Source organism: Microbacterium sp. UBA3486 (assembly GCF_002377845.1).
Lineage (GTDB): Bacteria > Actinomycetota > Actinomycetes > Actinomycetales > Microbacteriaceae > Microbacterium > Microbacterium maritypicum_A.
The window spans coordinates 50,258-74,802 of sequence record NZ_DFQP01000083.1 but is presented as its reverse complement, the minus strand read 5'-3'; the positions used below and the strand labels follow the sequence as shown (position 1 = coordinate 74,802).

At 68.3% G+C, this 24,545-nt stretch carries 19 protein-coding genes and 1 tRNA gene; 16 read left to right on the top strand and 4 right to left on the bottom strand.

The genetic code is table 11. The features are described from left to right. The first annotated feature begins 52 nt into the window (after nt 1-52). The 9 genes from B2869_RS12325 to B2869_RS12285 all read left to right on the top strand — a co-directional run bounded on the left by B2869_RS12325 (nt 53) and on the right by B2869_RS12285 (nt 9,255). Nucleotides 53-1,588, top strand: a complete 1,536-nt coding sequence (locus B2869_RS12325) for an MFS transporter (protein WP_021200393.1) — start codon at nt 53-55, stop codon at nt 1,586-1,588. 81 nt (nt 1,589-1,669) lie between these two features. Further along, on the top strand, nt 1,670-2,713 hold the full coding sequence (locus B2869_RS12320; protein WP_292766981.1) for a 3-isopropylmalate dehydrogenase: 1,044 nt from the start codon (nt 1,670-1,672) through the stop codon (nt 2,711-2,713). Between the two features lie 60 nt (nt 2,714-2,773). Then, nucleotides 2,774-3,874: a branched-chain amino acid aminotransferase gene (locus B2869_RS12315; protein WP_029265497.1), complete on the top strand. Its 1,101-nt coding sequence runs from the start codon at nt 2,774-2,776 to the stop codon at nt 3,872-3,874. A 119-nt stretch (nt 3,875-3,993) separates the two neighbouring features. Continuing rightward, nucleotides 3,994-4,770 carry a fumarylacetoacetate hydrolase family protein gene (locus B2869_RS12310; protein ID WP_029259056.1) on the top strand — a complete coding sequence of 259 codons (777 nt, stop codon included), beginning with the start codon at nt 3,994-3,996 and terminating at the stop codon, nt 4,768-4,770. Continuing rightward, the gene (locus B2869_RS12305) at nt 4,767-6,026 is read left to right on the top strand and encodes an MFS transporter (protein ID WP_021200397.1); all 1,260 of its coding nucleotides are present in this window, start codon (nt 4,767-4,769) and stop codon (nt 6,024-6,026) included. The genes B2869_RS12310 and B2869_RS12305 overlap by 4 nt, the downstream gene beginning before the upstream one ends. Next, entirely contained in the window at nt 6,023-6,787 is a 765-nt protein-coding gene (locus B2869_RS12300; RefSeq protein WP_292766974.1) for a class I SAM-dependent methyltransferase, read from the top strand. The genes B2869_RS12305 and B2869_RS12300 overlap by 4 nt, the downstream gene beginning before the upstream one ends. 53 nt (nt 6,788-6,840) lie before the next feature. Beyond that, nucleotides 6,841-8,346 (top strand): glutamate--tRNA ligase, encoded by a 1,506-nt coding sequence (gltX, locus tag B2869_RS12295; RefSeq protein WP_292766971.1) that lies wholly within the window; start codon nt 6,841-6,843, stop codon nt 8,344-8,346. Between the two features lie 99 nt (nt 8,347-8,445). Beyond that, nucleotides 8,446-8,517 (top strand) — tRNA-Gln (locus tag B2869_RS12290). A 153-nt stretch (nt 8,518-8,670) separates the two neighbouring features. Then, nucleotides 8,671-9,255, top strand: coding sequence for a hypothetical protein (locus B2869_RS12285; RefSeq protein ID WP_292766969.1), 585 nt, complete (start codon nt 8,671-8,673; stop codon nt 9,253-9,255). A 153-nt stretch (nt 9,256-9,408) separates the two neighbouring features. Here the strand turns inward: B2869_RS12285 and B2869_RS12280 are convergent, their stop codons facing one another. After that, nucleotides 9,409-12,453: a LamG-like jellyroll fold domain-containing protein gene (locus tag B2869_RS12280; RefSeq protein WP_292766966.1), complete on the bottom strand. Its 3,045-nt coding sequence runs from the start codon at nt 12,451-12,453 to the stop codon at nt 9,409-9,411. Between the two features lie 56 nt (nt 12,454-12,509). Continuing rightward, nucleotides 12,510-13,157: an HAD family hydrolase gene (locus B2869_RS12275; RefSeq protein WP_292766963.1), complete on the bottom strand. Its 648-nt coding sequence runs from the start codon at nt 13,155-13,157 to the stop codon at nt 12,510-12,512. Between the two features lie 304 nt (nt 13,158-13,461). Here B2869_RS12275 and B2869_RS12270 point away from each other — a divergent pair, with 304 nt between their 5' ends. The 4 genes from B2869_RS12270 (at nt 13,462) to B2869_RS12255 (ending at nt 19,724) form a co-directional block, all read left to right on the top strand. After that, nucleotides 13,462-14,181 (top strand): GntR family transcriptional regulator, encoded by a 720-nt coding sequence (locus B2869_RS12270; protein ID WP_292767160.1) that lies wholly within the window; start codon nt 13,462-13,464, stop codon nt 14,179-14,181. Nucleotides 14,182-14,249: 68 nt separating this feature from the next. After that, nucleotides 14,250-15,713: a DUF3375 domain-containing protein gene (locus B2869_RS12265; RefSeq protein WP_029259063.1), complete on the top strand. Its 1,464-nt coding sequence runs from the start codon at nt 14,250-14,252 to the stop codon at nt 15,711-15,713. Next, nucleotides 15,706-16,368: a DUF4194 domain-containing protein gene (locus tag B2869_RS12260; protein WP_021200404.1), complete on the top strand. Its 663-nt coding sequence runs from the start codon at nt 15,706-15,708 to the stop codon at nt 16,366-16,368. The genes B2869_RS12265 and B2869_RS12260 overlap by 8 nt, the downstream gene beginning before the upstream one ends. Then, entirely contained in the window at nt 16,365-19,724 is a 3,360-nt protein-coding gene (locus B2869_RS12255; RefSeq protein ID WP_292766958.1) for an ATP-binding protein, read from the top strand. Before B2869_RS12260 ends, B2869_RS12255 begins: the two co-directional genes overlap by 4 nt. Nucleotides 19,725-19,757: 33 nt before the next feature. Here B2869_RS12255 and B2869_RS12250 read toward each other — a convergent pair whose 3' ends face one another. Beyond that, a complete protein-coding gene (locus tag B2869_RS12250; protein WP_292766955.1) occupies nt 19,758-20,594 on the bottom strand; it encodes a hypothetical protein in 837 nt (278 codons plus the stop codon). Between the two features lie 10 nt (nt 20,595-20,604). On the opposite strand from B2869_RS12250, the gene B2869_RS12245 reads away from it, so the two are divergent. From B2869_RS12245 to B2869_RS12235, 3 genes are all read left to right on the top strand, one after another. Continuing rightward, nucleotides 20,605-21,960, top strand: coding sequence for an MFS transporter (locus B2869_RS12245; RefSeq protein WP_292766952.1), 1,356 nt, complete (start codon nt 20,605-20,607; stop codon nt 21,958-21,960). Nucleotides 21,961-21,969: 9 nt separating this feature from the next. Beyond that, nucleotides 21,970-22,470, top strand: a complete 501-nt coding sequence (locus tag B2869_RS12240; protein WP_292766949.1) for a hypothetical protein — start codon at nt 21,970-21,972, stop codon at nt 22,468-22,470. Nucleotides 22,471-22,556: 86 nt separating this feature from the next. Next, on the top strand, nt 22,557-23,570 hold the full coding sequence (locus B2869_RS12235; RefSeq protein WP_292766946.1) for a DNA topoisomerase IB: 1,014 nt from the start codon (nt 22,557-22,559) through the stop codon (nt 23,568-23,570). Here B2869_RS12235 and B2869_RS12230 read toward each other — a convergent pair. Next, nucleotides 23,536-24,543: a hypothetical protein gene (locus tag B2869_RS12230; RefSeq protein WP_292766944.1), complete on the bottom strand. Its 1,008-nt coding sequence runs from the start codon at nt 24,541-24,543 to the stop codon at nt 23,536-23,538. The two genes, B2869_RS12235 and B2869_RS12230, sit on opposite strands and share 35 nt — an antisense overlap. Nucleotides 24,544-24,545: the final 2 nt, after the last annotated feature.

The following is a 24,545-nucleotide window of genomic DNA, read 5'->3' as shown; positions in this document are numbered from 1 at the left end:
TACCATCTGGACGGTTCACTAACCGTGCCGTCATGATTGTGAGAGGTGTTCCATGAACCGTACTGCGTCGATCCCGACGACAGAGACGGACGCTCCCCGCGTCGGAGCCCGCGGCTGGGCGGCACTCGTCGTCCTCATGCTGCCGGTGCTGCTGGTGTCGGTGGACAACACGGTGCTGAGCTTCGCGCTCCCCGAGATCTCGATCGCGCTCGCTCCCACGGGGGCGGAGCAGCTGTGGATCATCGACGTGTACCCCCTGGTGCTCGCCGGCCTCCTGGTCACGATGGGGACGCTGGGCGACCGCTTCGGGCGCCGGAAGATGCTGCTGATCGGTGCGACCGGCTTCGCCGCCGTCTCCGCACTGGCCGCCTTCGCGCCCACTGCCGGGCTGCTGATCGCCGCCCGGGCGCTCCTCGGCTTCTTCGGCGCCATGCTGATGCCGTCGACCCTTTCCCTCCTGCGCTCGATCTTCCAGAACCGCGACCAGCGCCGCATGGCGATCGCCGTGTGGGCGTCGGCGTTCTCCGCGGGCTCCGCGCTCGGACCGATCGTCGGCGGCTTTCTCCTCGAGCACTTCGCATGGGGTTCCGTCTTCCTCATCGCCGTGCCCGTGTTGATCCCGCTGCTCGTCGCCGCGCCGCTGCTGGTGCCCGAGAGCCGCGACCCGAACCCCGGACGCATCGATCTGATCAGCATCGCGCTGTCGATGGCGACGATGATCCCGGTCGTCTACGCGATCAAGTCGCTGGCCGTCGACGGGCCGAGTCTCAAGGCCGGAGCCTGGGCGCTGCTCGGCTTCGTGATGGGCTACCTGTTCGTCCGTCGCCAGCTGCGTGCCAAGACGCCGATGCTCGACATGGCGCTCTTCCGTCGGGGCTCCTTCTCCGGTGCGATCCTGGTCAACCTGCTCAGCGTCGTGGCTCTGGTCGGTTTCCTCTACTTCGTCTCGCAGCACCTGCAGCTCGTCCTCGGGCTGTCGCCGATGATGGCCGGGCTCGCGCTCGTGCCCGGAATGCTCGCGATGATCGTGGCCGGACTCTCTGTCGTCCCGATCTCTCGTCGCATCCCGCCGCACATCGTGATCCCCGTCGGGCTCGCGTTCTCCGTGGCCGGCTACCTGATCGTGGCGTTCACGACGCACGAGCACGGCGTCCTGCCGCTGGTCGTCGCATTCGTGGTGCTCGGCATCGGCATCGGTGCCGCCGAGACGATCTCCAACGAGCTGATCCTCTCCAGCGCCCCCGCCGCGAAGGCGGGAGCGGCGAGCGCGGTCTCCGAGACCGCCTATGAACTCGGTGCGGTGCTCGGCACCGCGGTGCTCGGTGGCATCATCACGGCCTTCTACCGCGGGGCTCTCGTGCTTCCGGAGGGCCTGCCGGCAGACGTGGCGCACGCGGCGGGGGAGACTCTCGCCGGGGCCTACACGGCGGCGCAGGCGCTGCCGGGCCAGCTCGGCACCGCGCTGTGGGAGGCGGCGGCGGCCGCATTCGGCTCCGGGGTGATGGTGACCTCGCTGATCGGCGCTGGTCTCGTCGTCGTCGCGGGCGTGATCGCCGCCGTCACACTGCGCAAAGCCCCCACGCACTGACCAGTACGCTGGGAGGACCGGCTCGCTCTCCCTGCGGTGAGCCCGAGCCGGTCCATCCCCGTGCAGTGCGCAAGGAGTCTCATGTCGCGTGTCGTGAAGCTGGCCGTCATCCCCGGTGATGGCATCGGTCCCGAGGTCATCGCCGAAGCGGAGAAGGTGCTCGACGCCGTCACCGCCGACAGTGGTGTGGTCTTCGACAAGACCCGTTTCTCGCTCGGCGCCGGACGCTTCCTCGAGACCGGCGACACCCTCACGGACGATGACCTCGCCGCGATCTCCGCGAACGATGCGATCCTGCTCGGCGCGGTCGGCGGCACCCCGGGCGACCCGCGCCTCAAGGACGCCAACATCGAGCGGGGCCTGCTGCTGAAGCTGCGTTTCACCCTCGACCACTACGTGAACCTGCGGCCGTCGAAGCTGTTCGTCGGTGCCTCGGGCCCGTTGGCCGAGCCCGGCGACATCGACTTCGTCGTTGTGCGTGAAGGCACCGAGGGGCCGTACGTCGGCAACGGCGGGGCCATCCGCAAGGGCACCCCGCAGGAGGTCGCGAACGAGACCTCGGTGAACACCGCCTTCGGCGTCGAGCGCGTCGTGCGCTACGCGTTCGACCTCGCCGAGCGTCGTCATAAGAAGGTCACGCTGGTGCACAAGACCAACGTGCTCGTGCACGCCGGTGCCATCTGGCAGCGCGTCGTGAACGAGGTGGCGGCCGAGCACCCCGACGTCGTGGTCGACTACCTGCACGTCGACGCCGCCACGATCTTCCTGGTCACCGACCCCTCGCGCTTCGACGTGATCGTCACCGACAACCTGTTCGGCGACATCCTCACCGACCTCGCGGGCGCGGTCACGGGTGGCATCGGCCTCGCCGCCTCGGGGAACATCAACCCCGACGGCGCGTTCCCGTCGATGTTCGAGCCGGTCCACGGCTCAGCGCCCGACATCGCCGGACAGCAGAAAGCCGACCCGACGGCGGCGATCCTCTCGATCGCGCTGCTGCTCGACCACCTCGGACTCGCCGAGGAATCCGCACGGGTCGGTGCCGCGGTCGAGGCGGACATCGCGGCACGGACGGTGGCTCGCACCACGGCGGAGATCGGCTCCGCGATCACTGCACGCCTCTGACTGCAGGCGTAGGCTGAACGGGCGCGAGGATGCGCCCACCCACGAGGAATGGATGATGAGATGACGACCATCGATGCCGAGGCGACCGTGGCTCCCCTGGAGTTCGCCGTCACGAAGAACCTGACCGCTGCGTCTCCCGCACGGCTCGCCGAGGTGCTGGAGAATCCGGGCTTCGGCGTGGTCTTCACCGATCACATGGTCGACATCTGCTGGTCCGCCAAGGGCGGCTGGCACCGTCCTCGCGTGCAGCCGTACGGTCCGATCCCGCTCGACCCCGCGGCATCGGTGCTGCACTACGCGCAGGAGATTTTCGAGGGTATCAAGGCCTACCGTCACGCGGACGGTTCGATCCACACGTTCCGACCCGACCGCAATGCTGCGCGTCTGCAGGCCAGCGCTCGTCGTCTCGCTCTGCCGGAGCTGCCGACCGAGTACTTCATCCAGTCGCTGCGCGAGCTCATCGCCGTGGATGGCCGCTGGGTTCCGGACGGCGCTGACCAGAGCCTGTACCTGCGCCCGTTCATGTTCGCGAAGGAGGCGTTCCTCGGCGTGCGCGCCGCACAGAAGGTCGCCTATTACGTGATCGCGAGCCCCGCAGGCGCCTACTTCTCCGGCGGGGTGAAGCCGGTGCGCATCTGGCTCTCCGAGGAGTACGCCCGCGCCGGCAAGGGCGGAACCGGCAAGGCCAAGACCGGAGGCAACTATGCCTCGAGCCTGCTCGCACAGAGCGAAGCGAGCGCGAAGGGGTGCGACCAGGTCGTGTTCCTCAACGAGAAGCGCGATGTCGAGGAGCTCGGCGGCATGAACGTCGTCTTCGTCTTCAAGGACGGACGTGTGGTCACCCCCGAGTCGGACAGCATCCTCGAGGGCATCACGCGTGACTCGCTCCTGCAGCTGGCGGAAGACCGCGGCTACACGGTCGAGAAGCGCCCGATCTCGATCGATGAGTGGCGCGAAGGCGTGGCCTCCGGCGACATCGTCGAGGTGTTCGCGTGCGGCACCGCCGCGGTCGTCACCCCGATCGGCGCACTCGTCGGAGACGGGTTCGACGAACCGCAGCCGCTGGGCGAGCTCGCACTCTCGCTGCGTGAGGAGCTCACGGACATCCAGTACGGCCGCCGCGAGGACAAGCACGGCTGGCTCCTGCGCCTCGACGCCTGACCGCTCGGACGACACCCGCGCCCACCACCGAGACCCACGCCTGCCGCCTGCGCACGTGTGGGTCTCGGTGTCTGCGGTGCGTCTCGGCAGGGTGGGACGCCCTCGCTAGGCTGGATCCCATGAAGATCGCCCGGTTCAGCCACGACGAAGCCATCATGTACGGGATCATCGACGAGCGTGAGCTCGTCGTGCTCGCCGGAGACCCGATGTTCACCGGGTACGAGACCACCGGCGCCCGTGTGCCGCTCGCGGATGCCGCGCTGCTCGCTCCGGTGATCCCGCGGTCGAAGGTGGTCTGTGTGGGTAAGAACTATCACGACCACGCGGCCGAGATGGGGGGAGAGGCTCCCGAGGAACCGCTGCTGTTCCTCAAACCGAACACCGCGGTGATCGGACCTGGTGACGCGATCGTGCGCCCGCCCCTCTCCGATCGCACCGAGTACGAGGGTGAGCTCGTCGTGGTCATCGGCAAGATCGCCAAGAACGTGAAGGCCGAGAACGCGCTCGACTACGTGCTGGGCTACACGATCGGCAACGACGTGACCGCGCGCGATCTGCAGCGCAAGGACGGACAGTGGGCGCGCGCGAAGGGCTTCGACACGTTCTGCCCGCTCGGACCCGTGATCGAGACCGACTTCGATCCCGCGACCGCCACGATCGAGACGCGGGTGAACGGCGAGGTGCGCCAGCACGCTCCGCTCACCGACATGATCCACTCGGTGCCGGCGATCATCGAGTACGCCTCGGCCGTGTTCACGCTGCTCCCGGGAGATGTCATCATGACGGGCACGCCGGCGGGCGTCGGAACCTTCGGCGCAGGAGACGTCGTCGAGGTCGAGATCACGGGGCTGGGCATCCTGCGCAATACCGCGCGGGACGCCGCACCCGCGTCATGACCGATGTGGCCCTGACGGCGGCGCAGCAGACGGCGGTCCAGCGACGCACCGTGCTGGTGCTGTCGCTCGGGCAGGTGCTCGGCGGCATCGCCTTCGGTGCCACGGTGTCGCTCGGAGCGCTCCTGGCCGCGGACATCTCGGGGAACGACGCGCTCTCCGGTCTGGCGACCGCCTCGGTCACGCTCGGAGCGGCGGCGTGCGCGATCCCGCTGGCCCGCCTCGCCGCTCGTGTCGGCCGGCGTCGTGCGCTCACGCTCGGCAACCTGTTCGCACTGGTCGGCATCGCGGTCGTCATCCTCGCCGCCTCCCTGCGCATCTTCCCGCTGCTGCTCGCCGGCATCCTCATGATCGGCGCGGGCAACGCGGGAAACCTGCAGTCTCGCTTTGCCGCGACGGATCTCGCCGCCCCGCAGCACCGTGGCCGGGATCTGTCGATCGTCGTCTGGTCGACGACGATCGGAGGGGTTGCCGGGCCCCTCCTGCTGGGACCGGGAGAGATCGTCGGGCAGGCGGTCGGGATGCCTCCGCAGACGGGTTCCTATCTGTTCTCGTTCGTTGCGCAGTGCGCGGCACTCCTGCTCTACATCGTCGCGCTGCGCCCTGATCCGCTTCTCGCGGCGCAGCGGCTCGCCACGGCGTCGGCGGCTGCCGCCGGAGCGGTGGCAGTGGACCGGCCACGGGTGGCGCGCTATGCGATCTTCGCGATCGCGGGTTCTCACGTGGTGATGGCGTCGGTCATGGCCATGACCCCGGTGCACCTGTCGCACATGGCGCACGGCGCCGGAGGCATGGCGGCGACCCCGGCGGATGTCTCGGCTCTGGTGGGGATCACGATCGCCCTGCACGTGGGCGGGATGTACGCCCTGTCGCCGGTCTTCGGTGTGCTCGCCGACAGGTGGGGCCGACTCAAGGTCGTGCTGCTCGGCCAGGTGCTGCTCGCCGGTGCTCTGGCGTTCGCCGTGTTCACGGGTACCGAGGCCTGGGGTGTCATGGTCGCGCTCATCCTGCTGGGGCTGGGGTGGAGCGCGGCGACGGTCGCCGGGGCGGCGCTGCTCACCGAGGCCTCCGCACCCGAGCTCCGCACGCGCAGACAGGGTCGCAGCGATTCGCTCATGAGCCTCTCGGCTGCGGCCGGCTCGGTGTTGGCCGGAGTAGTGCTGTCGAACTTCCAGTACTCGGGACTCGGGATCGCAGCCTTCATCCTGGTCGTCGCGATCGTGGCGCTGTCTCCGCTGGCTCGCGCGGGAGCACGGTGAAGGACTGGTCCGGTGTCGGCGAAGCGTACTCCGCCTCCTACTCGGCGCTGTGCGCCGGGACCTTCGTCACGATGCGGGAGGCCCTGGGCGAGCCGCATGGCCGCAGCCTGGTCGACGTGGGCGCCGGAGACGGCACCCTCGCCGCGATGTGGACCGCCGAGGGATGGACGGTGACCGCGTGCGAACCGGAGTCGACCATGCGCGCGGTCTCGCGTCGCCGGCATCCTCTGATCGACACCATCGACGGCACCTTGCCGGCGCTTCCGTTCGCAGACGGCGCGTTCGACGTCGCCATCGCGAACTTCGTGTTGAATCACGTCCCGTCTCCGCGTTCGGCCGCCGCAGAGCTGCGACGGGTCAGCCGGGGTGCGGTCGTGGCGACGACCTGGACGCTCTCTCCCTCGTGGCTCTGGGCCGAGATCACCGAGCGTGCCGGTATCGCGCCCTTCGCGGGGCCGAGGCTCCCGGATGACGAGGACTTCGAGCGCACGGCCGACGGGTTCGGGCGGATGCTGCAGGAAGCCGGGCTGCAGCGCGTAGAGGTCACCGAGCTCGACTGGACCTGGAGCGCGGATCCGCGAGCCCTCTGGCGGTCTGTCGAAGGGGGAGTGGCCGGTGCCGGTGCGCTCTACGCCCGTCTCGACCAGGTCGACCGGCAGCAGTTTCGGACCGCTTTCGACCAGGTGGTCGATGAGCGGAGTGCGAACGGTTTCCTACCGCTGGCGCATCGTGCCGCGGTCGCCGTGAGCGCCGCTCGCTGAGCGCTTCGATCCTCCAGCGGTGCGGTCACCCGTCCCCGTAGAATCGAAGGGCTATGGCTACCCCTCACCCCCTCACCACGACTGTCAGTGGTGCCGACGTCCGCGTCCGCTTCTGCCCCTCACCGACCGGTCTGCCGCACGTCGGCATGGTCCGCACGGCTCTTTACAACTGGGCCTACGCCCGACACAACGGCGGGAAGATGGTGTTCCGCATCGAGGACACCGACGCCGCCCGCGACAGCGAGGAGAGTTTCCGCCAACTGGTCGACGCGCTCACCTGGCTCAAGATCGACTGGGACGAGGGCGTCGAGGTCGGCGGACCGCATGCGCCCTACCGGCAGTCGGAGCGTCACGACATCTATCGCGAGGTGATCGACAAGCTCATCGCGACGGGCGCCCTCTACGAGAGCTACTCGACGGCCGAGGAGATCGACGCGCGCAACGAGGCCGCAGGCCGCGCCAAGCAGCTCGGCTATGACAACTTCGACCGCGACCTCACCGACGAGCAGAAGGCGGCCTTCCGGGCCGAGGGTCGACAGCCCGCTCTGCGCCTGCGCGTGCCGGACGAGGACGTCACGTACGTCGACCTGATCCGTGGCGAGGTCACCTTCCCCGCCGGTTCATTCCCCGACTTCGTGGTCGTGCGTCCGAACGGCGTGCCCCTCTACACGTTCGTGAACCCGGTCGACGACGCGCTGATGGGCATCACGCACGTCCTGCGCGGTGAGGATCTGATGCCGTCGACCGCGCGCCAGCTCTCGCTGTACGCGGCTCTCATCGATGCGGGCGTCACGACGTTCGTGCCGCGATTCGCCCACATGCCGCTGGTGCTGGGGGAGACCGGCAACAAGAAGCTCTCCAAGCGCGACCCGCAGGCCGATCTGTTCCTGCACCGCGACCGCGGCTTCATCCCCGAGGGACTGCTGAACTATCTCGCGCTCCTCGGCTGGTCGATCGGTCCCGACCGCGACGTGTTCTCGCTCGACGAGTTCACCGCGGCATTCGACATCGTCAACGTCAACCCGAACCCGGCCCGCTTCGACCAGAAGAAGGCCGAATCGATCAATGGCGACCACATCCGGATGCTGGGGGAGAGGGACTTCGCCGAGCGGACGATCCCGTACCTCGCGGCGGCCGGGCTCTTCGATGAGCCCACACACGAGCAGTTGGTGACGGCGTTCCGCGTGGCGCCCCTCGTGCAGGAGCGCGTGCAGCTGTTGGGCGAGGTCCCCGGGATGGTGGGCTTCCTCTTCACCGACGAGGTCTCATACGCCGAGGACGCGCTCAAGGGACTGCCGGCGAATGCTGCCGAGGTGCTCGATGCCTGCGTCGTCGCTCTCGAGCCGCTGGAGGAGTTCACGCCCGAGAAGATCCAGGAGGCTCTGGCCGCGGAGCTGGTGGAGAAGCTCGAGCTCAAGCCGCGCATCGCCTACGGGCCTCCGCGTGTGGCGATCACCGGCCGCCGGATCTCGCCGCCGCTGTTCGAGTCGATGGAGCTGCTGGGCAAGGACGAGTCGCTGCGTCGTCTGCGTTCCCTGTCGGCGTTCCTCGCGAGCTGAGTCGCGACGCGCCCGGGCGGCGGCGCACGGCACCGGTTTTGGTGTTCCGCCGCCGCTCGGGTAGGCTTGATTCTCGGTGCGAGGCTCCGGTTTCGCCCTTGGGGTATGGTGTAATTGGCAACACGACGGTTTCTGGTTCCGTTATTCTTGGTTCGAGTCCAGGTACCCCAGCAAGATGAAAACCCCCGCTCAGGCGGGGGTTTCTTCGTTTTAGAGGTAGGGCTTCACCGCACCGGGTGGTGTCCGAGCTCCGGGGCGGTATCGGGTCGGGTCGGGATGACAGCGCAGGCACCCTCGCGACATACGGAGTCGGGTTCTGCCACGATGGTCATCGTGGATCCACTCAGTTTCGCGACGACCTACGCAGTGCCACTGTTCGCCCTGGGCTCAGCGCTTTGCGGTGCATTCGTCGGTGGAGCCATCGGTCGGAGCAATGACAAGCAGAAACGACTTGCGGAGATGCGCCGCGAGGTGCTCCTTGAATCGCTCGATCGTGCATACGAGTTCGAGGACGCGATGCGCGAGTTCACGGTTCACGCGCCAGACGGTGGATCGAACCCCGAAGCAGATGCTGCTGCAGGTGCAGCGCTCGGCCGAGCCCTCGAGCTGGATCGCGACATGAGAAGACTGCGGGGTCGCGTCGCCGTCGTCGGCTCGCAGGACGTCGTCGATGCGTTCGCGAGCTTCCAACAGGCAACAGACAGCTTCATGGACGAGTGCGCTCGTCAGATCAACACGGACGGCATCTTTCGTGGCGCCGAGGCGCAGAAGTTCCATGTGAACTACGCCGAGGCGCTCGACAGGTATGTGAACAGCACTAGACGAGAACTGGGTATCCGTCGCACCGTGGACGCGAGGAACGCTCGCAGAACGGATGCGGTACAAGTGGAGCTTCTACCGGAGCGCTAACTCCACGCCCTTGGGCTGGTCGTACGCCAGCATCTCGCACCTGCGCGCGTCGAGCTCACAATGCTCTTTCGATCCGGTGCGCATATGGCAGAAGTTCCTGCATCCGACCCCGCGAAGGCGAGATCGGATGCAGGAGGCTGTCGTGGACCGGCCTCAGGCGTCCCGACGACGTAGCCGCAGTAGCCAGAGGCCGGCCGCCAGGAGCGTCGCGGCGAGACCCGTCCAGACCCAGCCGATGGTGCTGTCCGCGCCGGTGGTCGCCAGCGGGTCGGTAGCGCCGCCGGCTCCGGGCTTCGTGCCGGTTCCGCCGTTCCCGATTCCGCTTTCGCCGGGTCCGCCTTCACCGGGGCCACCTTCGCCAGGACCTCCGTCATCGACAGTTGCAAACTCCACTGTGGCCAACACTCTGCTCGCCACGCCGGTGAGGACCAGCTCCGCACCATCGATGGCGAAGCTCTCGACCCCGCTGACCGTGACCGTGGATCCCTTGGTCTGGAAGCCTTCTGCTGGGGTGAGCGACAGGCGCACCTCGCCGCCGAGAGCGGCGACGCCCTCTGCAGGTGACACGGTGCCGTTTCGGACCTCGGCGACGTAGCGGAAGCGGACTGGCTGTGCCTCCACCGCGTCGACAGCGGCCTTCAGCGCGTCGAAACTCGCGCGCAACTGCTCCTTCGTGGGTGCGGCTCCGGCGGCCCTGGCGGTGCCCGGCGCAGCGCCAGGGCCGGCGAGCAGGGCCGCACTGTGGGCTGTCGCCGCGGCGAGAGCATCGCCGAGCGTCTCATCGAAGACACGTCCGTTGGTGGTCTCGACCTCGTTCGCGTTCATCAGCGCCGTCGCGTATTCGACGGCCTGGGCGAGTGCGGCGGTCTCTGTGGTCGAATCATCGGCGGCGAAGAGGGCGGCGACCTCGGTCGTGGACAGAGCCGTGTCCCACATCCGCAGGTCGTCCATGTCGAGACCGATGCCGTAGCTCTTGCTCCCGTCGACGCCCACGAGCATGTTCAGGCCACTGGTCATGCTCCCGATCCCCGCGATGCTCGTCTCCCTCGCCAGCACGCCGTCCATGTAGGTGCTCGCGATGTTGCGCGTGCGGTCGACGGTCACGGTCATGTGGTGCCAGGAGCCGCGGTACTCGCCGACGTCGCCGGTCGCGTAGACGCCGTCGGTGCCGTCGCCGAGCGTGAACTCGAGCTTGCCGGTGTTCGTGCCCTCCGGGGCGAGGTTGATGCCGGAGCGGTACCAGTTCGCCCAGTTCTTGTTGCTGATGATCGCACCGTACCCGTCGACGCCGGTGACCTTGGTCCAGAAGCTGATCGTGAGGTCTTTATCCGTGCCGAGGTCGAATTCGGGGCGGGAGCCGAGATCGACGTAGCTGCCCGCGTCTCCGCCGATCCGTACCGCTGTTCCGGAGGCCCCAGGGCGATCGGTCGCGATGTAGGAGACCGAGCCGACCGGCTTCGCCGTCGGCCCGGATGCCGCATGCGTTCCGGTGTCACCGAGGTCGCCCTCGAAGGCGAGATGCAGGAACTCGCCGTCCGGTGCGGGTGCCGGGGTCTCAGGGAAATCGGGGAAGACGAGCTCGCCGGCCGTGCGCACGAGGCCGGTGAGCGGCTCCGACGCGTTCTGGAAGTCGTCGTACGCGGTGACCGTGACGGTGTAGTTCTTCGCCGGTTTCAGACCGCGGACGTCGAAGCCCATCGTGTTCGGGGTCATGTAGAACCGCGAGTACGCCTTGAACGATCCGGTGACGGACTTCGCCGCGTTCTTGCCGAAGTCCGGCACCTGGTTCGCCGTGTACGCGACCGGGTTGCCGGCCTGGTCACGGATCTCAACCTCGTAGTAGTTCACGAGTTCGTCGTCCTTCGCCTGGTCGAAGTGCAGCGTGAGCGTCTCCTCGGTGACATCGGTCGCGGTGACGGCGGCGGCACCCCACCACGGCGCGGTCGTGCTGCGCTGTGCGGCGGTGTACGTGAAGCCGCTCTTGCCCTTGGCCGTGTCGACCACCCAGGGCATGCCGACCCAGCGCTGATGGGTGACGTCGAATCGACGGATGACGGTGGAGCCGTCGGCGAGCACGGAGATGAAGTTCGCGTACTTCTGCGACACCCCGGCAGCAGGGTCTCCCTGGTTGCCCCCGAAGTAGCCGCCGCCGAGGAAGTCGCTCGGCACGTCCTGGTAGATGTAGTTCATCGAGGCGTTCTCGTAGACCGTGAAGTCCTTCTGGAAGATGCTCGTCTCCGGATTCGAGGAGAAGTGGGTGTGCGCCGAGCCCAGCATCACCTGCGGATAGGACGCGAGGATCCGCTGCAGGTCGGGACCTGCCATGTCGTAGTCGGCGTGGAAGGGCCCCCCGAGCGACGTGCCCGCGTAGCCGCTGTGGATCGAGACGAAGATCGGCTTCGCGGGGTCGTAGTCGGGCTTCGCGGCGATGTCCTGCAGCGTGGAGGTGAGGAAGGCCTGGTAGCCGGTCCGCTGGCCGCCGTACCCGAACGTGCTGGTGCCGTTGTAGTCGAGACCGATGAAGTCGATCCCCTCGATCGTCGTGTGGAAGTTGCTCACGTAACCGGTGGCGGCGTTCGGATAGTGCCACGCGGGCGCGTCGGCCGGTGCATTCTTCCGCGCGGAGTCGAGGGTCGTGCCCATCAGATCGGCGATGTCGTGGTTGCCCTGGGTGAGCAGGACCTGCGACTCGGGGAAACTCTCGCGCATGACCCGTTCGACCGCGCGATACCAGCCGGCGACCTTCTCGCTGTCGCCGGCGAGGTGGGCGGAGTACTCCGCGTCGTTCGCGCCGACGACATCGCCGTTGTCGACCACGACGCGCGGGTCGAAGCCCTTGGCGTCCGCCCAGGAGCGGAGGGCCTGGAAGTGCGGCTTCGCGCCCTCGTAGGCCACCTGCTCGGATGTCTTGTCCGCCGTGGCGGCGCCCCCGAGCTCGGTATCGGACATCGTGATGAACTCGAGTGTGGCGTCGGCGCCGTTGTAGGCGTCGTTCGCGGCGTCGATGCGCTGTTGCGTCATCGGTTCCACGGCGGACGACGAGGTCGGGACGGCCGTCGGCGCGACCGCCGCCGCCGGGAGAACGGGGACCAGGAGCGTGAGCGCCGTCGTGGCCGCGATCATCCCTCCACCGAGTGCGCGGCGTAGGGCCGCCTGCGGACGGGGGCGTGTCGTCTTCGGGCGATCAGGGGTCAGCATGGGGTTCCTCGCAGGTGTCGTCGGGGTTCGGAAGGCGGTCGAGAAGTGTGGGGACGTCAGGGAAGCGCGGGCAGGGAGGGCATCAGTGAAGCGACCCAGGGTGCCGTCACGGCGCGGAGGTCGGGGATGCAGGCCGTCGTGCCGCTCGCGTCCCTGTGGTCGGCCCGGACCTGCACGACGCGGCATCCGGCAGCGACGGCAGCACGCACGCCGACCTCGGAGTCCTCGAACACCAGGCACGCGGCCGGATCGACGTCGAGCAGGCCGGTCGCCCGCAGATAGGGTTCTGGGCTCGGCTTCGTGCGTCGCACATCGTCCGCGGTCACGACGACGTCGAATACACCGAGGCTCACGTTCTCGGCGACCGCATCGACCCATGCCCTGGTCGAGCTGGTCACGAGACCGATCCGAGTTCCCTCGCGCCGCAGGTGTGCGAGTGCTTCCTCGGCACCGGCGACCCATTCCAGACGCCCCGCGAAGGAATCGATCGTGACGAGCTCCAGCTCCGCCGCGAGCGCGCTCGCACTCGCACGCGTACTCCCGAGCCCGATCAGAGCGTGGGCGGCATCGATGCCGGACAGCCCTTCGAACCCGGCGAGCTGCGCCGACGACACCGTTGTGCCGAGGTGGGTGAGGTGGGCGCTGATCACGTCGAGCCACGCCCGTTCACTGTCGACGAGTGTGCCGTCGAGGTCGAAGAGCACGGCGGCGGGTCGAGCCGCGGCGGGCCGCGCGGGGGTGGAACGAGGGGAGGCGGAGCGATCAGAGGCGGAGCGATCAGAAGCGGAGCGATCGGAAGCGGGCGTCGACGAGGTCACGGGACGATTACCCCGCTCCGTGGTGTGCACGGGGCGGCGTGCAGATGAACGACGTCTGAACGATAGCCGCCGGCGGGCGTGCAGCGGGGGACAACTGTGAACTGCTGTCCTGATCGCGCGATCGACGGTATCGCGGCTCACCTAGTCTGAGACGGTGTTACCGGCGACCCCGCGCTCCCATCGCGAGATCATGAGCGATCTGATGACCAGGATCATCGATGGGGAGTTCTCTCCGGGCTCCCGCCTTCCGTCGGAGACGAAATTGAGTCTGCATTACGGCTCGACCCGTGGCACGATCCGACGGGCTCTCGCGGGTCTCGAGGACCGAGGCCTGGTATCCCCGGTTCAAGGCGCGGGCTGGACCGTTCGTTCGGGCCGACAGAATCAGTCGTTCGAAGAACTGCGTTCGTTCGCGCAGTGGGCGCGGTCCAAGGGCCTGGCGCCGGGCGGGCAGGTGCGTCGCAAGGAGTTCGGGGAGGCGACCGCGGCGGAGGCGCGTCGCCTGTGGGTGAGCCCGCGGACGCGTGTGCTGCGCGTGACCAGGACGCGTAGCATCGACGGCCGCGACGTGATGCTGGAGCGCACCAGCTACCCGGACTGGATCGCCGATCGGCTGGCCTCGATCGCCGATGACGAGGCCTCCGTCGTCGAGGCGCTCTCGCGTGACTTCGGGATCGTGACCGCGTTCGCCGAGCACGCCATCGATGCCGTCCCCGTGTCCAGCGCCGACGCCGAGCTGCTCGGCGTGCGTCGGGCGAGCGCGCTGCTGCGGGTGCGCCGCGTGAGCTACACCGCGGCAGGCGAGCCGATCGAGTACGGCGAGGACCGCTACCTGCCCGACACCGTCACGTTCCTCGTCACGGCATCGCGGGAGAGCACACCCCTCACGCGCACCGAGTTCTCGCGGTAGCGGATCAGCTCGCGTCGTCACCCCGCGTCGCGTCCGGCGATGTCGAGGGCGCCGAGTAATGTGAATACGTGACAGGAACACGAGCAGAAGCGGCATTCTCGCGCGCTGTCACCGCATTCAGCACGCCGACTCTCGACCTCCTCCACGGACGTTTCGCGCCCTTCGTCGTCGCGTCCCTCTCGCTGCTGTTCACGGCGGACCGGGCGTCCATCCCGATCGCCGATGCCCAGGCCGAGCTCGCCGAGATCCTCGATGAGCTGAGGGGAGCGGGCTACGACGACGACGACCGCCGGGTTCCCGCAGGGACCGGCCGCGACGTCGCGCGGAACTGGGTGCGACTGGGCTGGCTGGTGCAGCAGATCGACGAGGACATCGAGGTGTACCGACTCTCCGCGCACGCCGTCGAGGCGCTGGAGATCGCCGGACGCACGGGAGGGGGGCGCACACGTGTATCCAACTCCCGTGTGCGAACGCTCCTCGACGCCGTGGAGCACCTCTCCGACAGCGCCGAGGCCGATCCCGAGCGTCGCCTGGCTCGTCTTCGGAAGGAGCGGGCGGCACTCGACGCCGAGATCGATCGGATCGAGGAATCGGGCAGGGCGGATCCGCTCGACGATGAAGAGCTGTTCGAAGAAGCGGAGAACGTGCTGCACCTGGCACGGGAGCTCCCCGCCGACTTCACCCGCGTCGCCGAGTCGCTCAAGCTCATGCAGCGCGACGTCGTCGCCCATCTGCGGCGTGACGAGCGCCCGACCGGCGAGGTGCTCCGCGAGTATCTGCGACGCGCGCAGGACGTGATGAACTCGACCCCGGAGGGGCGCGCGTTCTCCGGCGCCCTGCGGCTGATCGGCGATCCGGATCGCATCGACGCGCTCACCGAACAGCTGCACGGCCTGCTCCGGCAGCCGTTCGCCCGCATGCTCGACAGCACGCAGCGTGCCGAACTCGACGCCATCGGGCGTCGGGTCGAGCTCGGCGTCGAAGAGGTCCTCGCCGCACAGCGTCGAGCGTCGCACGTCATCACCGGCCAGGTGAAGACCCACGATCCGCTGCGGGACCGTCAGATCGACGATCTGCTGCGCGATGTCATCGCCGCTCTCCACATCTGGGACGGTGCGGGGGCGAGCGACTCGCCGGTGCGCAGTCTCCCGCTCGCGGATCTGGGGCACCTCAGGCAGACGGTGAGCAGCATCCGCCCGCCGGCCGTCCCCGCACCTCTCGCGGACGCCGACGACGTCGAGTTCGCCGACGTCGACTCCCGCGCGTGGGGTGGTCCGCGGTATGCGGAGCTCGAGGAGTACGTGTCGGGTCTCGGCCCGGAGTTCGACCTCGCCGCGGCGTTCACCCAGGGAGCCGACGATACCCGTCGTCCTGTCGACCTCGTCGGACTGCTCGAGATCGCGCACCGCAACGGCATGACCGAGGGCGAGGAGGTCTCGGTGGTCGAAGCGCGGCGTCCGGACGGATCGACGCGACGTTTCGCTTTCGGCGCCGTCACGGCGCGCAACCCGAAGGAAGAATCACATGCCTGAAGAGAGCCTCGTGACGGAGACGCCGGTCGAGGATCCGTTCATCGCCCCGGTCCCGATGGAAGACGACATCGAGGAGCACTTCGCGGGTGACCGCGGCACGCTGGACCCCGAGATCCGGCGCCTGCTCGCGCACATCCTCCAGCGCCGTTTCATCGCCGCGGAGCGCAACCGCCGGGAATGGGCCCTGCTGCTCGACCATCAGCACGTGATCGAGTCGCGCCTGAACGACCTCTACCTCCGCCTGGTCGTCGACCACGGCCGCGGGTTCGCATACAAGCAGCAGCTGCGCTCCGACGAGATCGACATGCCGGTGTTGCTGAAGGACGCGCCGTACACACGCGCCGAGACCCTGGTTCTCGTGCATCTGCGCACGGTCTATCAGCGCGAGTCCGCCGCCGGCGAGGCATCCGTGCGCATCGACATCGAGGATCTCGAGCAGACCGTGCTGAGCTACTTCAGTGACGTCGACGGCGGCACAGCCCGGCAGCAGAAGGCGATCCGGAACGCGATGGATCGCCTGGATCGAGAGGGCATCGTGCAGGAGGAGACCAGCGGGCGCTATCGCATCAGCGCGCTCGTCGAGGTCGTCCTGAGCGCCGAGACCCTGAAAGAACTCCGCGACTGGCTGCGGTCGCAGGAAGCGGTGGAACGATGACCATGGTCGACACGCTCTTCGGCCTCATCCCGGCGGGTTCGCGCGGGCAGCAGTGGGTGGCGGAGGAGCTGCAGCTGATCAACTGGGGCGGGTACGACGGCGGACCCCATCGTGTGCGCTTCTCGCCGCACGCGACCCTGCTCTGCGGAGGCTCGGGCTCCGGCAAGTCGACGTTGATGGATGCGTACATCGCCTTGATGATGCCGCACACGACGCCGTTCAACGGAGCGTCGAACGGTGGCGTGACGGGTCGCCCGCGCGGCGAGGAGCAGCGGAACATCCTCTCCTACGGGCGAGGGAAGATCGACGAATCCCGCACCGAGGAGGGCACGAAGCTGCGTGTGCTCCGCGGAGACGGGGAGGACACGTGGAGTGCGATCGCGACGACGTGGATCGACCACGACGGGTCGCGGTTCACGGCCGTGCGTGCGTGGTACATCCCCGCGGATGCGCGCGTCCTCGAGGACACGACGCGGGTCAGGGCCACCGTGAACGGGGCGTTCGATCTGGGATTGCTGGAGCGCGCGGCGACGCAGCGGCTCTCGGATGCGTCGGTGCGGGCGACGGGGCTGGAGACCCTCGCGACGGACCGTGAGTTCGCGGCGCGCCTGCAGGCGGTGCTCGGGATCGGTGCGGCCGGCTCCGGCGCCAAGGCCATCAGTCTTCTGGCGAGGATCCAGGCCGGGCAGCAGATCACGACGGTCGACGATCTGTACAAGAAGCTCGTCCTCGAAGAGCCCGAGACCATGGCCACCGCAGATGCCGTCGTGGCGCATTTCGACGAGCTCGAGAGCACGCGGATGAGGATGCTCACGGCGAAGCAGCAGGTGAACGCGCTCGAGCCGATCCGGAGCATCAAAGACCGCATCGTCTCGGCGTCCGAGCGTGTGCGCGTGATCGACGAGGTCGGCGTGTTCACGGATCCGACCTCTCTGGCCGCCCTCTGGAATGCGCAGCGACGCCTCGATCTCCTGCGCGACGTGGAGGTCGAGCTGGGGGATCGTTCCCGCGCGCTGAGTCTTGCCGTGCGCGAGAAACGTGCTCTCGTCGATGCCGCGGATGTCGAGCGCGAGGGGCTTCTCGACGTGCTGCGCCAGTCCGGCGGCGACCGTCTCGAGACAGCTCAGCGCGAACTCCGCGTCGCCGAGCGCAGAGTGGACGACGTCCGGCGGGAGCGGGCGAAGTTCGACGTCATCGTCCGGGAGCTGGGAGCGGAGGTGGAGACCGCCGCGCAGTTCGACGCCTTCGCCGCCGACGTTCGGGGGTCGGCTCCGAAGTCCGAGATCCGTGCTGCCCGTGCCGCTTTCGCCGATGCCGAGAGCACACGCCGGACGATGGAGGCCGAGATCCGCCGCCTACGCGAGGAGCGTGAGAAGACGAGTCGCGTACGCGGGAGCATCCCCGCGCATCTCGACGAGTCGCGCAGCCTGCTCGCAGAGGCGGTCGGGCTCGACCCGGCCGATCTTCCGTTCGTCGGCGAGCTCATCGAGCTGCGGACCGAGTTCGAGCCGTGGCGGGAGGCATTCAACCTCGCGCTCGGAGGCTTCGCCAGGACGCTTCTGATCGACGTCGAGCACCTCGCTTCGTTCCGCACGGCCATCAACTCCGTGCGCACCCCGGAACGTCTGAACTACGAAGGCGTCCATACCGGCATCCCCGAGGTGCGGAACGCCGACCCGAAGACGCTTCCCGGGCGGCTCGAGTACCTCCCGACGCCCTTCACCGGTTGGCTTCAGCAGCGACTTCAGGATCGCTTCGGATACGTCTGTGTCGACTCGTCGTCGCAGTTGGGCGCACACCAGAAGGCCCTCACGATCAGCGGCCAGGTGTCCCAGGGGAGTCGCGGTGCCCACGGAGGGCAGGGGCGCAGCAACGTCCTGGGCTTCACCAACGACCGTCGCCTGCGCGAGATCGACGAACAGCTGAGGCGGCTGACGGCGCAGCACGAGGAGTGCGCGTCCGCTGCGCACGAGGCCGAGGCCGCCCTCGACCGCATCGAGGCGCGGTCGACATCCTTCGCGAAGATCGAGGACCTCACGTGGGAGCAGATCGATGTGGTCACGGTGGAGGCCGAGCGGGAGCGCTGGCTCGCGGTCGAGGCGGAGGTCACCACGGCCAGCCCCGAGATCGCGCAACTCAAGCGCCAGGCCGAAGAACTGCGGGCGCGGGCGGCGCGGCTCCGCGATGAAGAGGCGCGTCTCGGCAACGAGCTCGCTCAGACCCAGGAGCAGTGGGGTCGGGTCACCGACGACGTCGACAGCTGTCAGTCGGTCATCGACTCTGCCGCGGCATCCGGACTCGTGCTCGGGGACGGGCACGCCTCGTTCCTCGACAGCCGATTCCTGCACGCCGAGACCGGAGGATCCGCGACGGCGGCGCAGCGCCTGACCCATCTGGACACCGCCCTCAGGACGGCAGCTCAGCGCCTTCTCGATGACCGCCGCGAGGCGGCCGAGGCGCACGAGCAGCAGCACGAGAGCATGCGCCGCCTCATGACGGGGTTCCTCGAGCGCTGGGACACCCTCACGATCCTTCCGGATCCCGACGCTTCGGTCGGGGAGTTCGAGAGCATCCTGGAGGCTCTCCAGACCAACGGGCTCCACGAGCTGGAGACCGAGTGGCGCGACAGCCTGCTCAAACTGTCGGGAAACGACCTGACGAGTCTTGACTCGACGCTCAGCCGGTCGCTCCGTGAGATCAAGGACCGGATCGATCCGATCAACCGGATCATGGAGGAGCTGCCGTTCTACGACGACGATCATCGTCTGCAGATCACCCCCCGGGAGAACCAGACGGAGGCTCGCAAGCGCTTCCGCCGTGAGCTCCGTGAGGTGCGGGGACTCATCGATGCGGCGGCGACGGATGCGGAGCGGGAGACCGTGTACCGCAAGATGAGTCGCCTCATCGCGCGCATGCGCCGCACCGCCCCCGACTTCGCGGAGCTCATCGATGTGCGAAACCATGTGCGGGTGAGCGCGGAGCGCGTCACAGCCGCCACGCGAGAGCACGTCGCGCTCTACGATCACATCGGTGAGAAGTCCGGAGGCGAGTCGCAGGAACTCGTCGCGTTCATCGTCGGGGCTGCCCTCCGGTACCAGCTCGGAGACGCGGGCGCCGCTCGACCTCGCTATGCGCCGGTGTTCATGGACGAGGCGCTGATCAAGGCCGACGCCCACTTCACCAAGCGCGCGATCGGTGCGTGGCGCGGGCTCGGCTTCCAGCTCGTCATCGGTGCGCCGAACGACAAGTACAGCGCGATCGAGCCGCATGTGGACGTCGAGTACGACATCCTCAAGGACACGCGCGGTCGGTCTTGGGCCAAGGCGAAGGTGGGTCTGCCGGAAGCGGGGGTCTGACCGTCGGTCGTCGACGCGCGAGCACCCGTATCGTCAGTCGCACTCCCCGAGGAACCCGAGGTAGCAGACGGCCTCGTGAGTGACTGCTGCTTCGTAGTCGTTGTTCGAGACCTGTCGCGTCGCGACCTCCGGCGTGCGGGTGAGGTGGCCGAAGTCACCGAGCGAGGCGACGACCGATCCTTCGGAGTCCTCCGCGCGCATGCGATCGATCTCGGCGCGATGCTGTTCGCAGAGCATCGCCGCGGCGGGAACGAGCTCGACGCCGGCGCAGGCTCCCGCATACTGGGCCTCCATCGCGTCGATGCAGTCGGTCCAGTCCTGATCGACGGCGCACGGGCTCACGCCGTCGTCCGCCACCAGGTACAGACCGGTCTCGTACTCCTCGCTGTGGAAGGTCTCGGGCTTCTCGGGCGCATCGACCTTCGTCCAGTGCCGGGCGGTGGTGAACGCCACCACCACGACGATGATCGCGAGCAGCAGCAGGGCACCGACGATGGACAGCGCGACCCAGAGACCGACCCGGCTCTTCTTCTCAGGTCCGCTGGGGACCGGGGCACCGGGAGAAGGGATCGCTGCGATCGGCGTACCGGCGTACGCCGGCGGAGCGGATGCGAACGCCGCTGTCTGGGCGAAGTCGTGTCCGCCGAGCGGCACCGTCTCGGCGGCCGGGGGCGTCTCGGGTGCAGGGAACGCGGGAGCGGCAGGCTCCGTCTGCGGGTTCATGGACTGCCAGTAGGCGTACCAGCTCTGGGCGGCGTGCGGGTCGGCCGCGACCTGCTGGGCTTCGGTGTCCGAGAGCCGGATGCCCAGCCCCTGCCGGGAACCGGCGTCCACCAGTGCGGAACGGAACTCCTCGAGTGACAGCGCCATGTTCGTGATGATGGCAGAAAGCCGCCTCGTCCGACAATCCGCTCGCGAACGCGATGTCTCCGGCATCCGCAAGAATATCGAGGTGATCGGTATGAGGAGCTTCTGGAACGCCCTACCCACGGAGGGGCGGTGGTTGCTGTCGACGGTCGCGATCCAGACGCTCGGTCGCGGTATGACCCTGCCGTTCACGATCATCTATTTCCATGAGGTGCGCGGCTTCGACCTCGGCATCTCCGGAGCGCTGATGAGTCTCATCGCGATCACCGGGCTGATCGTCACAGGCCCCGGAGGGACTCTCATCGATCGCTTCGGCGCACGGCGGGTGCTGATCGTCGGGCTGCTGTCGATGATCGCGGGATGCGCGCTGCTGGCCTACGCCACCCATCCGGTTGTCGCCGCCGTCGCGGTCATGCTGATCGGGGTGAACTTCGGCGTCTCCTGGCCCGGCTTCAACGCCCTCATCGCCGCGGTGGTCGAGGGAGAGGTACGTCAGCAGTACTTCGGTGTGAACTTCGCGCTCGTCAACCTGGGGATCGGCGTCGGAGGCGTGATCGGCGGCTTCTTCGTGGACGTGACCGATCCCGCCACCTTCACGACGATCTTCCTCGTCGACGCCGCGAGCAGCCTCATCCCGCTCGCGCTCCTCCTCGGACCGCTCCGCCGTGTGCGCACGCAGCACGACGCCGAGGCCGACGCCCCTCCGGTGGGCGGGTATCGAGAGATCCTGCGGCGGCCAGCCGTGCTCTGGCTGACTCTTCTGACCTTCCTTTCGGTCTTCATCGGATACGGCCAGATGGAGGCGGGCTTCCCGGCGTTCGCCCGCCAGGTGTCACAGGTGTCGACGCAGGTCGTCGGCATCTCGTTCGCCGTCAACACCGGGGTGATCGTGCTTCTGCAGTTCGCCGTGCTCCGGCTCATCTCCGGCAAGAGGCGCACGCGGGTGATGCAGGTGATGGCCCTCATCTGGGCCCTGTCGTGGGTGGTGCTCGGGGCGACGGGCTTCCTGCCGGATACACTCGCCGCCGCCATCGGCGTCATCGCCTACATGGGAGTCTTCGCGTTCGGAGAGACGATGCTGCAGCCCACCGTTCCCGCGATCTACAACGATCTCGCGTCCGACCGCACGCGGGGCCGGTACAACGCGATCAATTCCGCGGCGTTCCAGGGCGGTGCGATCACGGGCCCGCTCGTGGCGGGTGTGATGCTCGGTGCGGGATTGGACATGGGGTTCATCGGCGTCATGATCGCGGGAAGCCTGGCGGTCGGTGTGCTGGCGCTCGTGCTGGAGCGGGCGGTACCACCGGCTGCGAACGGCGCACCCGACATCCATCGAACGGTCGACGTCGACGACGCGCGGACGCAATAGGCTCCCCTCATGGCTCTGGAGTCTCTCTTCCTCCGTTTGGACCGGATCGCCGGTGGACGAAAGGCCGGCGTCGCGATCAGCGAGGCGGACCGCACGCATCCCAAGACCGTCCAGGCATTCACCTGGATTCTCTGGCTCCTGGTGGTCGAACTCGTCATCGGCGTCGGTGCGGTCATCGTCGCATTGGTGCTGGCGGTCGATGGCGAGTCCGTGTCGTTCGCGGTCTGGATGCGCACCCTCGTCGTGCTCGCGATGACCGCGACGTTGTTCTACTTCGCGTGGCGAGCGCAGCGCGGGTGGCGGTGGGCGTACCAGCGCCTGCGTCTGTTCGCCCAGATCTTCCCCGTGATCACGCTGGTCATGGCGGCGATCCCCGGCCTTTATCCGCTCTGGATGGTGTCGGAGCAGATCGTCTTCAGCCTGATCATGATCGGTATCGCCGACTTCCTGACGAGCGATCACATGCGCAGCACGTTCGCGGCACCGGACATCGAGCCGACCGCGGAATAGCACGGTCGTCGCCGCGACGCCACTCCCTTCCGCGTATCCCACGGCGCCGCCATCCTCGATCGAAGGCATTCGAGGGAGGCAGCAGCATGGCGAGACTGATCCGTGTGGTTCCGGGGGAGGACCCGGGCTTCCGACGTGTGCGATCCGGATCCGGATTCCGCTACGTCGACCCGGCCGGTGAGACGGCGCCCGAGGCCGATCGGGAGCGGATCCACGACCTCGTGATCCCACCCGCGTGGCATGACGTGTGGATCGCGGCCGACCCGCTCGCGCACATCCAGGCGGTCGGCGTCGATGGCGCGGGACGCAAGCAGTACCTCTATCACCCGCTGTGGCGAGTCACCCGGGATCGCCGGAAGTTCGTGCGGGCGCTGGATCTCGCGGCCGCGCTTCCTCGAGCGAGGGCCCATGTCACCCGTGCGCTCGCGCAGGAGGGGCAGACGAAGGAGCGCGCCCTCGCCGTCGCCTTCCGGCTTCTCGACGATGCGGCCCTCCGCATCGGGTCGGAACGGTATCTCGTCCGCCACGGGAGCCGCGGTCTCACCACACTGCGGAGGCGGGATGTGCGGGTGGAGGGGAGCGAACTGGCGCTCTCCTTCCCTGCCAAGAGCGGCCGTACGGCGTCGATCGAGATCACCGACGAGACGCTCGCCGAGGCGTTGACCGACTTCGCCGCGGGGAAGTCTGCGGCCTTCCTGCTTGCGTACCGCCGAGGGCGTCGGCGGGTACGCATCACACCCGCCGAGGTCAATGCGTACCTCCGAGATGTCACGGGTGCCGCTTTCACGGCGAAGGACTTCCGCACTCTTCACGGCACGATCATCGCGGCCGACGCCCTCGCTCGGATCGGTGAGCTCGACAGCCGCAACCACCGGAGCCAGGCGGAGCGCCTCGCCGTGCAGGCGGCGGCGACGGCGCTGGGCAACACGACCGCCGTCGCACGCGGAAGCTACATCGATCCACGGGTGTTCAGTCAGTACGCGCGCGGACGGACACTCGATCTCTCGGTGACCCCTGAGACGGCCATCCGGCGTCTTCTCGGCGGACCGCAGATCTCACGTAAGGTCACCCGACGAAGTGCAGCCAGACGACGGCGATGAGCATCGGCACCAGGGGCGTGGCCACTGCCAGGAGAACGGGCCACCATCGCACGCGCGTGTCGACCCCGCGTGCCCGATCGGCGAGAGTGTCGCCGTCGCGGCGGTAGGACGCCGGGTCCAGCGGTTCGGCGGCCTCGTCGCGATAGAGCATGGTGCGGCGTCCGAAGCGGTCGTACAAGGCAGCGATCACGGCGAGGAAGGCGCGCAGCTCTTCATCGTCGGTCAGGTCGACGGCGGGGAAGTACACGTGGAGCGTGCTGTCAATGATCTCCAGATCGAGGTCGGCGCTCTGGTCGAGGAGCACGACCATCAGGTCGGGTGTGAGCACGTAGAGCGCATCCGTCTCGTAGCCCGCCGGCACCGAAACCTCGAAGACGTCGCTGAAGTCGCCCTCGAGTCGAATCCGGGACGCGCCCGTCGGACGTCGGGGGAGCACGCTGAGTGCGCCGCCGCCGCGCCGTGATCGGAGCGTGATACGCGGCGCTTCGGAAGGAAGGGGGATCCGCACCGCCCGCACCGTGTGCATCGTCGCCCCCTCGCGGTCGCCGACGACGAACGTGCGCTCGATGCTGTCGAAGGGGAGGGCCGCGTGTCGCGCGTCCAGATGATCCCGTGCGGTTCGGGCGCCGCGATCGATCTGTTCATCGATGGAGCCACCCCACACGCGGTCGCCGATATCCGTGCGGAACTCCCAGCCGAGTGTCTCTGCGACGGCGGCGAGAGCGGCCCGATGTCGATGATGCCGGCGAACGGCGATCGTCGACGAGGCGACGATCGCCGCGCAGAGAAGCATCGCGGCGACCTGCGCGAGCACGAGCGTCGCGCCGGTCAGGCCGAAGCCCACGGGCAGCAGGTAGAACGCGATCACGGCGGCGATGCCGACCGTTGCCAGCGACGACCCGATGAGGGCGAGGCCGCCCGGCACGCGCTCGTCGGCGTGCGGGGCGGACTCGCCTTCCAGGAGCGTCGGCACCG